The organism is uncultured Anaerobiospirillum sp., from assembly GCF_902485895.1.
Lineage (GTDB): Bacteria > Pseudomonadota > Gammaproteobacteria > Enterobacterales > Succinivibrionaceae > Anaerobiospirillum > Anaerobiospirillum succiniciproducens.
This window is the reverse complement of record NZ_CABTML010000090.1, coordinates 1-8,159: the sequence shown is the minus strand read 5'-3', so window position 1 is coordinate 8,159 and position 8,159 is coordinate 1. Positions and strand designations below refer to the sequence as shown.

Sequence of the window (8,159 nt, the reverse complement as noted above, 5' to 3'; positions counted from 1 at the left end):
TCGAACCCGCGACCAACGGATTAAGAGTCCGCTGCTCTACCAGCTGAGCTAACGACCCACGCTATGGGTTTGTTTCTGAATGGTGGGTCGTGAGGGGATCGAACCCGCGACCAACGGATTAAGAGTCCGCTGCTCTACCAGCTGAGCTAACGACCCATTACAGAAACCGCCTGAAGTTTTTAAGTGGTGGGCTGTGAGGGACTTGAACCCTCGACCAATGGATTAAAAGTCCACTGCTCTACCACTGAGCTAACAGCCCGCTTCAGGGCGTCAGTGACTGCTGTCAACTGACGAGGGTGTATTGTACTGAAATCTAAGCCCCACGCAAGTACTTTTTCAAAAAATTTTGAAAAATTTTTAACCTTAACCAAACAAAACCCGTATTTAAGCCATTTTAAGCACATTAAAAGATCAGGCAAAATCAGAAGTCACGATCAAAAACCATGGTTAATATGCCCTTTTTTGATGTTCTAGCCACCATTTTGCTACATCAAGACATTTTAAACACCCCAAAAAAATACTCCCTAGCTCACTTAACTTTTAAACAATAAGTGTCGCGATTGCTAATTTGAGTGCAAACACATTGCACTGCTGCATATGTATGTATGTGAAAGCCTAGGTTCGATACTATCAAGTGCAACCTACTACTTATTATTGATAGCACTATCAAAATTGATTAGGTTGGCTCTGAGCGTAGTTAAGTAGATGTGCTCGTAATGGATGCAAAGCTTCATTTTCATTTGCTCTATTACTTAGTGCTATTTATAGTAGTTTTATAACACTACTCTTTTGGTAGATGTAGGGCGCTATTCTTTTTTTGTCGATTGTGACTTTAGTTATCAGGGTGAGATGTGCCTAATTGACAAGCATGCGCCTTTGACATAGCATCAGCGCAACTTTAAGCACGGGATCAATGCCAAGCTTATGCTATTTCAAACATCCTTATGATGATGTTTGTGCATTATCTTCTAGCTGTTAGCTCTTAAATGGAATAATGGACTATGCCTCAGACTCTTGAAGAACTTCTTCCAGCCAATCTTGGTGCTGAGTATTGCTACCAAAAAGCCAAGCTCACTAAGGCACTTGAGAATCCTCAATCAGCCGAGTTCGACATGCTCTATGCAATGGTTGCCGAGAGAATGGCTAAGGCTAATCCTCCTTTAATCATTCCATATGTAGAAGTATGTATCTCTGCTCAGTGCACCTTAAACTGCCGTGATTGCGCTAACTTCATGCAAACCTATGCCAACATGGGCCGCGCTAAGCCTATGGATATTGAGGCAGTTAAGTCTTGGGTAGTGTCATTTATTGAGGCAGTTGACCACATTCTCACCTTCCGCGTCATGGGTGGTGAGCCTCTTATGCAAAAGCAGTTTATAGAGTTCTTTAAGTTCCTTTTAACTCTGCCAAAGCTGCAGCATATTCAGATCGTTTCTAACGCTACCTTAATGCCAAAAGATGAGCTTTTAGATCTGATGGCCAACAATAACAAGGTCTCATTCTTCTTTTCTAACTACGGACCAAACGTTGCTCCTCATTATAAGAAGATCATCGATACCTGCTTAAACCGTGGCGTTATGGTTCAGACAACCGATGAGGACATCTCATGGTTTGAGATGGGCGACACCTCTGATCGCGGTCTTAATGACGAGCAAAAAGAAGCTGTGTATAAAGCTTGCCCAAATAATTGCCGTCACATCTGGGATGGTGAGTTCCATCACTGCCCACGCTCAGCTCACGCCAAATACTTAGGCCTTATTGATGTACCTGAGCAAGATTACGTGCCACTTACTAAGCTTGATGTTGCCGAGCGTCGCGAACGTATTCGCGCTATGTATGACGCTAAGTTTATTGAAGCTTGCAACCACTGCGGCTTAAATAAGGATGTTAAGTTTGTAAAACCAGGCATTCAAATTAAGGTAGACAGATCAGCTAGAGCTCCAAAAACTACTGCCAAAGCAGTGACAGGCAAGAAAAAGAAAAGCTAGTAGCTAATTAAAATAGTCCCATATTCCCCACAACGCCTCTGCATTTGCAGGGGCGTTGTCGTTTCTAGGCTATAGAACGATTGCAGTCTATTATTAGAATTATGCCAACTACTGCCTGCTAAATAGCTTTAATGATCATAGTGCCTAGTTGTGCTGATACGATCTTTAGCAAGATTTAGATAACGCTCTCTTGGTAAAGGTACGGTTGTAAATGGCCTTCAAGATGGATTATGCCATTGATGCCTTGTAGAGATGTTCTTTATTGAAAGTAATGGGAAATTTGATGAGCTGACGAGGGATGAGTCAGTTTTGGATGATGAGGTTATTTATGGATGAGTCTGCCTTTTTATGGTGAGGTAAATTGTCTGACATCCAGTGCAAATGAGTTAGGTAAGCGAAAATGGCTAAATTTGGGCAAGTAATGGCTAAAAAGTATCGTATTGTGCCCTAGATACCAATACTAAAACCAGCAAACAAGCTTGATTTTGTGATGTTATTCGCTAAAATAGGTAGGACTTTGGCTGTAGTGTTTCAAGCATAGGAAAAGAACGACGCAAAAGTTTTAAGAAACGAGCTTATCTCAACTCTTAAAGCTGATGAGAGTCTGATTTCCTCAGCCTACTTGGCTTAATTTCAAGCTCTCAATTGATGCGTCTTTGGAGTGTGCTAAATGGTAAAAGGCAACGAATTCGTAGTAAAGATACGAGCCAATGCCTTTGCTATTTCTTTTGGCAATAACACCAAGGATAGCTCAGAGATGAGTGGTGATCTTATTTCACTTTCAAATGCGCGCTTTATGCGCGTGTTTTGTATCAGCACTATATAATTTCTGAGTTTGCATTGCGGGCTGAAAGCTAAGCTTCCTGCCTGCACGCGTACGCGTCATACCCATTGTACTTAATGTAACCCATGCTCATCATGGCGCTATTTAAGTAACACCTCTGCTTTAAACAAAGTCATTCGATGTCAAACAAGGTAAGCAATGTACTTACCGTTAACGTGCATCTAACTACATTTAAGATTGGACTAAAGTAAACAGCTACTTGTTAGCAAGTTACTAGCTAAGCATAGATTGAACGCAGCTTAGACAGATCCCAATTGATTGAACTTTACGGTTAGATCTAGCTTGTACTCTTTTGGCATCGTCGTGCTTTGTTTAGCGTCATTTTTAAGCCAAAACGTGTTCAATAAAAATACCGTCGCACTGGTGGATATTTATTCAATAAGTCTGCTCCATGAGCAGGCTCAATTTGACACGTCTAATGCTTGCAAAACACCTAAAGTCACTTGTATCAGCTCAGAATTTTGGAGGTATTTGTGGCTAGTACCGCAATCCTTGCACTTGCTGATGGCACAGTATTCAAAGGCAAAGCTTTTGGTGCCGCAGGTGTCACTTTAACCGGTGAAGTTGTCTTCAATACTTCTATGACCGGCTATCAGGAAATCCTCACCGATCCGTCCTATACTGGCCAGATTGTTACTTTAACTTACCCACATATAGGTAATTACGGTACCAATAGCGAGGATATGGAATCAAATCAGGTTTGTGCTCAAGGTCTTATCGTTCGCGACCTGTCCTCTGTAGCCTCTAACTTCCGCTCTGACACATCATTAAGCGATTTCTTGGCTAAGTATCAAAAGCCTGGTATCGCAGGCATCGATACCCGTATGCTTACCCGTATTCTGCGTGAAAAGGGTGCTCAAAACGGTTGCCTTACCACTGATCCAAGCATCAGTGCTGATGAAGCTGTCAAGCTTGCTCAAGAATGCCCATCCATGAAGGGCTTAGATCTCGCCAAGGTTGTATCCACTAAAGAAGTTTATGAGTGGACTGACGGCGAGTGGACCTTAGGTAAGGGCTACAAGAAGCAAGATGCTGCTTCTTTACCATACCATGTAGTTGTCTACGACTTCGGTATCAAGATTAATATTCTGCGTATGTTAGCCCAGCGCGGCTGCCGTCTGACTGTTGTTCCAGCACAGACTCCAGCTGAAGAGGCTTTAAAGTACAATCCTGATGGCATCTTTATGTCCAATGGTCCAGGCGATCCAGAGCCATGTACCTATGCTCAGGAGGCTATCAAGGTCTTCGTAGAAAAGAAGATTCCTTTATTCGGTATTTGCTTAGGCCACCAGCTCTTAGGCTTAGCATCTGGTGCTAAGACCATTAAGATGAAGTTTGGTCACCACGGTGCTAATCACCCAGTGCGTGATGTTGAGTCAAATACCGTATACATCACCTCACAAAACCACGGCTTCTGCGTTGATAAGGACACTCTCCCTGCTAACGTTAAGGCTACTCACTTCTCATTATTCGACGGTTCTTTACAAGGCATCGAGCGTACTGATGCGCCTGCATTTAGCTTCCAGGGTCACCCTGAGGCATCTCCAGGCCCTCATGATGTAAGCCCGCTTTTCGATCACTTCATCGAACTGATGCGTAACAACACTAAGTAGGACCGGAGGAATTTATGCCAAAGCGCACTGACATAAAAAGCATTTTAATTTTAGGTGCCGGCCCTATCGTTATCGGCCAGGCATGTGAGTTTGACTACTCAGGTACTCAGGCCTGCCGTGCTTTACGTGAAGAAGGCTACCGCGTCATTTTAGTGAACTCTAACCCAGCTACTATTATGACCGACCCTAACATCGCTGATGCTACCTACATCGAGCCAATCGATTGGCGCGTTGTAGAGCACATCATCGAAAAGGAGCGTCCTGATGCAGTTCTGCCTACCATGGGTGGTCAGACCGCATTAAACTGCGCCTTAGATTTAGAGCGTCATGGCGTGTTAGCTAAGTACGGCGTTGAGATGATCGGCGCTAATGCTGACACCATTGATAAGGCAGAAAACCGTGAGCGTTTTGATGCTGCCATGAAGAAGATAGGCCTTGCTTGCCCACGTGCTGGCATTGCCCACTCTTTAGAAGAGGCATGGAAAGTTCAAAACGAAGTTGGTTTCCCTTGCATTATCCGTCCTTCCTTTACCATGGGTGGTACTGGTGGCGGTATTGCTTATAACCCAGAAGAGTTCGAGGCCATCTGTACTAAGGGTCTTGAAAGCTCCCCAACTCATGAGCTCTTAATCGACGAGTCCTTAATCGGCTGGAAAGAGTACGAGATGGAAGTGGTACGTGATCGCAAGGACAATTGCATCATCGTTTGCTCCATCGAAAACTTCGACCCAATGGGTATCCACACTGGTGACTCCATCACTGTAGCCCCTGCTCAGACCTTAACTGACAAGGAATACCAGATCATGCGTGACGCCTCTATGGCTGTTTTACGTGAGATCGGTGTTGAGACTGGTGGTTCTAACGTACAGTTTGGTATCAACCCAGTTGATGGCCGTATGGTCATCATCGAGATGAACCCACGTGTATCCCGTTCTTCAGCTTTAGCATCTAAGGCAACTGGTTTCCCAATTGCTAAGGTAGCTGCAAAGCTGGCTGTTGGTTACACCTTAGATGAGCTTGGCAACGACATTACTGGCAACTTAACCCCTGCCTCATTCGAGCCTTCCATCGACTACGTTGTTACCAAGGTTCCTCGCTTCAACTTTGAAAAGTTCCCAGGCTCTAACGACCGTCTGACCACTCAGATGAAGTCTGTTGGTGAAGTTATGGCTATTGGCCGTACCTTCCAAGAGTCTCTGCAAAAGGCTCTGCGTGGTCTTGAAACCGGTAAGTGCGGTTTCGATCCTCGTATCGATATGAACCACAAGGAAGCCCGTACCAAGATCCTGCACGAGCTTGAAGATGCTGGTGCACACCGTATTTGGTACATTGCTGATGCCTTTAGAATGGGCATGACCGTAGAAGAGCTCTTTGAGTACACCCATGTTGATCCATGGTTCTTAGTACAGATCAAAGAAATCATCGACATTGAAAAGTCACTTTCCGGTCGTACCTTAAAGTCCATCGACGCAGATGAGATGCGTGATCTTAAGTCACGCGGCTTTGCTGATGCACGCTTAGCTCAGTTACTCCACGTAACTGAAGATATGGTGCGTGAGCGTCGTTGGTTACACGAGGTTTACCCAACCTTCAAGCGCGTTGATACTTGTGCTGCTGAGTTCTCTACTCCAACTGCTTATATGTACTCAACTTATGAGCAAGAGTGTGAGGCTAACCCATCAGATCGCCGCAAGATCATGATCTTAGGTGGTGGCCCTAACCGTATCGGTCAGGGTATCGAATTCGATTACTGCTGCGTACACGCTTCAATGGCGCTGCGCGAGGACGGATTTGAGACCATCATGGTTAACTGCAACCCAGAGACTGTTTCTACTGACTATGACATCTCAGATAGACTGTACTTTGAGCCAGTTACCTTAGAAGACGTTTTAGAAATTGCCCGTGTCGAAAAGCCAGAGGGCGTGATCGTTCAGTTCGGCGGTCAGACCCCACTCAAGCTTGCCAAGAAGCTCGAAGAGGCTGGCGTACCTATCATTGGTACCTCTCCTGATGCAATTGATAAGGCAGAAGATCGTCAGCGCTTCCAGGAAGCTGTAGATAAGTTACAGTTACTCCAGCCAAAGAACGGCACTGCTATTTCCTTAAATCAGGCTGTTTCTATTGCTGAGAACATCGGCTACCCACTCGTTGTACGTCCATCCTACGTATTAGGCGGTCGTGCAATGGAAGTTGTATACGATGAGGATGATTTACGCCGTTACTTCAACGAGGCTGTAAAGGTATCCAACAAGTCTCCTGTTCTGCTCGACAAGTTCTTAGATCACGCTGTTGAAATCGATGTTGACGCTGTATGCGACGGCAACCTGGTTGTAATTGGCGGCATCATGGAGCACGTTGAGGAGTGTGGTGTTCACTCTGGTGACGCTGCTTGCGTACTCCCACCTTGGCACTTAAGCGAGGAAATCAAGGAGCGCATTATCAAGATCTCCAAGGATCTTGCTATGGAGCTTGAGGTTCGTGGCCTCATGAACGTTCAGCTGGCTGTACGTGATGATGAGATTTACCTTATCGAGGTTAACCCACGTGCTGCACGTACCATTCCTTTTGTATCCAAGGTAACCTCACTGCCTTTAGCCAAGATTGCTGCTCGTATTATGACCGGTAAGACCTTAGCTGAGCAGGGCGTTACCAAGCAGGTAATTCCTCCTTACTACTCAGTTAAGGAAGTAGTACTGCCATTCCATAAGTTCCCAGGCTCAGACCCTATCTTAGGTCCTGAGATGCGTTCAACTGGTGAGGTTATGGGTACTGCTAAGCTCTTCCCTGAGGCTTATGCAAAGGCTCAGTTAGCTGCTTCTGCTGAGATCGTACGTAAGGGTCGTGTACTGCTCTCTATCCGTAATTCCGATAAGGACGTGCTGCCAGAGCTGGGCCGCAAGTTAATCGAGCACGGATTTGAGCTGGATGCAACCGGCGGTACCTATCAGTGCTTAGTTGATGCTGGTATTCCTGTTACCCGCGTAAAGAAGGTTTACGAAGGCCGTCCAAACATTTTAGACGCCATCAAGTCAGCCCGTTACGATTGGGTCATCAACACTACTGAAGGTCGTCAGTCTGTTAAGGACTCCCGTCAGTTACGTGCTAGTGCTCTGCAGCATCACATTAGCTACTGCACTACCATCAATGCAGCATTTGCAACCGTTGACTCAATTGGTGAAGACGAGTTTGCAACTGTACACTCCATTCAGGAGCTGCATCAGATGATTGCTGACAATGAGGCAGCTAAGAGCTAATCCAAGCTGTAATTTAGATCTGTAGTTTCTACTAGCCACAACTACAGCGCTAAAAGTAAGCTTTAAAAGGCAGGCCATAGGCCTGCCTTTTTCATTTCAAGCAAAGCTAATCCCACCTTACTTGCTCAATTAGCAGCTACAGGCGAGCTCAAAAAGAAATCATCTCAACCAGCCAAAAATACACTGAACAATGGCTTAAAAGCAAAAAACACATGTTCTAATACAGCTAGATTGCTGCATAACTACAAGCTATACAATTAGCTTATTTATCGCGTTTGACTGTACATGGTGACAAATACACTCCAAAAAAGTTTAAGCAAGTGTTGCATCCTAGTTAAAACTCGGTATAATGTGCGCACAACCTATGCGGATGGATGGCAGAGCGGTTGAATGCAACGGTCTTGAAAACCGTCGAGGATTTGCGTCCTCCGTGAGTTCGAATCTCACTCCATCCGCCATC

General features: G+C 45.1%; 3 protein-coding genes and 3 tRNA genes. 4 read left to right on the top strand and 2 right to left on the bottom strand.

Annotated features, from left to right (window positions below; all coding sequences use genetic code 11):
• Positions 1-80 precede the first annotated feature (80 nt).
• Positions 81-156 (bottom strand) — tRNA-Lys (locus RDO37_RS07310).
• A gap of 28 nt (positions 157-184) precedes the next feature.
• Positions 185-259: transfer RNA gene (locus tag RDO37_RS07305), tRNA-Lys, on the bottom strand.
• Positions 260-1,001: 742 nt separating this feature from the next.
• Here RDO37_RS07305 and RDO37_RS07300 point away from each other — a divergent pair.
• The 4 genes from RDO37_RS07300 to RDO37_RS07285 all read left to right on the top strand — a co-directional run bounded on the left by RDO37_RS07300 (position 1,002) and on the right by RDO37_RS07285 (position 8,157).
• Positions 1,002-1,988: a radical SAM protein gene (locus RDO37_RS07300; RefSeq protein WP_308498613.1), complete on the top strand. Its 987-nt coding sequence runs from the start codon at positions 1,002-1,004 to the stop codon at positions 1,986-1,988.
• 1,317 nt (positions 1,989-3,305) lie between these two features.
• On the top strand, positions 3,306-4,445 hold the full coding sequence (gene carA, locus RDO37_RS07295) for a glutamine-hydrolyzing carbamoyl-phosphate synthase small subunit (protein ID WP_273324381.1): 1,140 nt from the start codon (positions 3,306-3,308) through the stop codon (positions 4,443-4,445).
• 14 nt (positions 4,446-4,459) lie between these two features.
• Positions 4,460-7,699: a carbamoyl-phosphate synthase large subunit gene (gene carB / locus RDO37_RS07290; protein WP_308498612.1), complete on the top strand. Its 3,240-nt coding sequence runs from the start codon at positions 4,460-4,462 to the stop codon at positions 7,697-7,699.
• A 368-nt stretch (positions 7,700-8,067) separates the two neighbouring features.
• A tRNA-Ser gene (locus tag RDO37_RS07285) sits at positions 8,068-8,157 on the top strand.
• The last annotated feature ends 2 nt before the right edge of the window (positions 8,158-8,159 follow it).